Annotated in this window: 2 protein-coding genes; both read left to right on the top strand. The window is 64.0% G+C overall.

Going from position 1 to position 2,442, the window contains the following annotated elements; all coding sequences use genetic code 11:
- Positions 1 to 747 (top strand): aspartate kinase (locus EN994_RS27185; RefSeq protein WP_164746240.1); only part of this gene is annotated, 747 nt, incomplete at its 5' end.
- Between the two features lie 83 nt (positions 748 to 830).
- The coding region (locus EN994_RS27180) for a putative PEP-binding protein (RefSeq protein ID WP_127307956.1) at positions 831 to 2,442 on the top strand (1,612 nt) is incomplete at its 3' end.

The following is a 2,442-nucleotide window of genomic DNA, read 5'->3' as shown; positions in this document are numbered from 1 at the left end:
GACATCTACACCGATGTCGACGGGGTCTACACCACCGATCCACGCATCGAGCCCAAGGCGCGGCGGCTGGCCAAGATCTCGTTCGAGGAAATGCTTGAAATGGCCTCGCTCGGCGCCAAGGTTCTGCAGGTGCGTTCGGTCGAGCTTGCCATGGTGCACAGGGTGCGTACCTTCGTGCGGTCGTCCTTCGACGATCCCGATGCGCCCGGAATGGGGGATTTGCTCAATCCGCCCGGAACGCTCATTTGCGACGAGGAAGAGATCGTGGAACAGCAGGTCGTCACCGGAATTGCCTACGCCAAGGACGAAGCGCAGATTTCACTGCGCCGGGTCGGCGACCGGCCGGGCGTTGCCGCCGGCATCTTCGGGCCGCTGGCCGCGGCCAACATCAATGTCGACATGATCGTCCAGAACATTTCCGAGGACGGCAAGTTCACCGACATGACCTTTACCGTGCCGTCGGGCGATGTCGACAAGGCGCTGGCCGTGCTTGAACGCCTCAAGGCCTCGATCGGCTACGATGTCGTGCAGTCGGAAGCCGGCATGTCGAAGGTTTCGGTCATCGGCATCGGCATGAGGAGCCATGCCGGCGTCGCCGCCACCGCTTTCAAGGCGCTGGCCGACAAATCGATCAACATCCGCGCCATCACGACCTCGGAGATCAAGATTTCGATCCTGATCGACGGCCCGTATACGGAACTTGCGGTTCGTACTTTGCATTCCGTCTACGGTCTGGATAAGCAGTAGCGAGAACGATTTGAGTTGTTGCGTGTGCGCCGGTCGCGGTGGAAACTGCGGCGGGCAGAATGCCCATTGGAGAACAAGCCGCGATGCGTGATCAGGCCAGTGGCCCGCGCGTTTTGCTCAAACGGCTCCGCGAGCTCATGCAGGAGCCGCTGGAGCCGCAGGAGCGGCTTGACCGGATTGTGCGCGACATCGCCTCCAACATGGTCGCGGAAGTCTGCTCGCTCTATGTGCTGCGTGCCGATTCGGTGCTCGAACTCTACGCCACCGAAGGCCTGAACCCGAACGCCGTCCATTTGGCGCAGTTGCGGCTGGGCCAAGGCCTGGTCGGCACCATCGCCGCCAGCGCGCGGCCGCTCAACCTGTCCAATGCGCAGGAACACCCTGCCTTCGCCTACCTGCCGGAGACCGGGGAAGAGATCTACAACTCGTTCCTGGGCGTGCCGGTGCTGCGGGCAGGGCGCACGCTGGGCGTGCTGGTGGTGCAGAACAAGACCATGCGCCACTACCGCGACGACGAGGTCGAGGCGCTGGAAACCACGGCGATGGTGATCGCCGAGATGATCGCCACCGGCGATCTGGCGCGGCTGACCCGGCCCGGCCTCGAACTCGATCTGCGCCGTCCTGTCAGCTTCACCGGCCTGTCCTTCAATGAAGGCGTCGGGCTTGGCCATGTCGTGCTGCACGAGCCGCGCATCGTCGTCACCAATCTGTTCAACGAGGACAGCGAGGAAGAGGTTCGCCGGTTGGAGACCTCACTCAGCTCGCTCAGGCTGTCCATCGACGACATGCTGGAACGCCGCGACGTCGCCTTCGAGGGCGAGCATCGCCAGGTGCTGGAAGCCTATCGCATGTTCGCCAACGATCGCGGCTGGGTGCGACGGCTGGAAGAGGCGATCCGCAACGGCCTGACGGCCGAAGCGGCGGTGGAAAAGGTGCAGAGCGACATGCGCGCCCGCATGCTGCACATGACCGATCCCTATCTGCGCGAGCGGATGAGCGATTTCGACGACCTCGCCAACCGCCTGCTGCGCCAGCTGATGGGGCGCGGGCCGGAAGATGTCGCGGCATCGCTGCCTAAGGACGCCATCATCGTCGCCCGTTCGATGGGGGCTGCCGAACTGCTCGATTATCCCCGCGACAAGATGCGCGGGCTGGTGCTCGAGGACGGTGCAGCGACCAGCCACGTCGTCATCGTCGCGCGTGCCATGGGCATCCCCGTCGCCGGCCAGATGAAGGGCGCTGTTTCCATGGCGGAAAACGGCGATGCCATCATCGTCGACGGCGAGGAGGGCGTGATCCATTTACGGCCGCAGCCCGATCTCGAGGCCGCTTATGCCGAAAAAGTGCGTTTCAGGGCGCGCCGGCAAGAGGTCTACCGCGAACTGCGCAAGAAGCCGTCGACGACCAGGGATGGTGTCCAGGTCGATTTGCTGATGAATGCCGGTCTCGCCGTCGACCTGCCGCAGCTTGCCGAAGCGGGTGCGGCCGGCATCGGTCTGTTCCGCACCGAATTGCAATTCATGGTCGCTTCCACCTTTCCCCGGGCCGAGGCCCAGGAAAAGCTCTACCGCGACGTGCTCGAAGCGGCGCGCGGCAAGCCCGTCACCTTCCGCACCATCGACATTGGCGGCGACAAGGTGCTGCCCTATTTCAAGGGCGCGATCCAGGAAGAGAACCCGGCGCTTGGCTGGCGGG

The sequence above is a fragment of the Mesorhizobium sp. M7A.F.Ca.CA.002.09.1.1 genome, assembly GCF_003998555.1.
Classification (GTDB): domain Bacteria; phylum Pseudomonadota; class Alphaproteobacteria; order Rhizobiales; family Rhizobiaceae; genus Mesorhizobium; species Mesorhizobium ciceri.
The sequence above is the reverse complement of the archived record's forward strand: the minus strand, read 5'-3'. Positions and strand labels throughout refer to the sequence as shown.